We start from the raw sequence: 1,261 nt of genomic DNA on the forward strand, positions 1-1,261 counted from the left end.
AATCAGATTAATATATCCACTGAGGGTATCCTTATCGATGGAAAGAAAGTTCACATAACTGGTCAAACAACCATTGATAATGCTGTTATTAAGGATGCAATGATTCAGAGTATAAGTGCTAGTAAAATTGTAGCCGATACACTTTCTGCAATCTCAGCAGATCTTGGCACTGTTTATGTAAATGGTGATGCACAGGAGTTTTTATATACAAATGCTATTGATACAAACCCTAAAACTAGCGGTACTCATATTTATATTCGTCCAACTGCCGATGGAGAAGTCAGAGCAACAAAAACAAAAACTACAGATCAATACGTCCCTATAAGAGCTGATTCATTCGTGGCGGCCCCGACAGATAATGCTTATATTGTTACAGATAATGAATTAAGGGTTATGAATATCAGTAAAACAGGCATCTATCGTGGTGTTAGGGCAGCTAACTTTTATGGAACTGGATTTATTACCACATCTACAAACGCATATGTCGGTTCTGATAGTGAAGTAAGACTGGTTAACAAGGGCTATGTAGATGGTTCAACTGGAAATCCAATATATAGAGATTTAAGAGCTAATATTTTATGGGCAGATGGACTTTCAACAAATGCAGGGACAAATCTATATTTGGGTTCTGATGATGAAATCAGAATGACAGCAAGAAGCCTTTATAATAATGGCTCCCCTATTTATCGTAATGTAAGAGCGAATGGATATTTTGGGCAATTTATGACGGCTGACCCTAATCTATACGCTTATATTGGTACAGACTTAGAACTTCGTGTCACTTCACGAGGTTTAACTACAGGGGTATATAGAACAGTTAGAGCAAAAGATTTTGTGACAGATACGTCACAACGTGAGAAGAAAAAGGATATTTCCATTTATGATGAAAATACCTTAGACGTTTGGAGAAATTCAAACATTTACACATATCACCGTTTAACTGATGAAGCAAATTCCAAATTACAGTTAGGTATGATGCTGGATGAAATTCCTGAAATAACGCATTCAGAAACAGGTGATAGTTTTGCATTATATGCTCTTACATCATTTGTTGGAAAAGGTGTAAAAGATCTTGTTGCTGTAACAGATAATCACACTGAAGCAATAAATATATTAAGAGAGCAAAATGAAAACCTAATTTTAAAGATTGCGAGTCTTGAAATGGAAATTGCGGATATAAAGAAAAAATTGGAGGTATCATAATATGCAAGTAAAAATTGAAAATCAGAAACTAGGGCAGGCTATCAACCTGCTTTTTAAT

The 1,261-nt window shown here is 35.2% G+C and carries 1 protein-coding gene; it reads left to right on the forward strand.

Annotated elements, in window-relative coordinates; all coding sequences use genetic code 11:
- The coding region (locus tag CWO92_RS24845; protein ID WP_133120620.1) for a tail fiber domain-containing protein at positions 1 to 1,203 on the forward strand (1,203 nt) is incomplete at its 5' end.
- Positions 1,204 to 1,261: the final 58 nt, after the last annotated feature.

It is taken from the genome of Heyndrickxia camelliae (genome assembly GCF_002844575.1).
Taxonomy (GTDB): domain Bacteria; phylum Bacillota; class Bacilli; order Bacillales; family Bacillaceae_C; genus Margalitia; species Margalitia camelliae.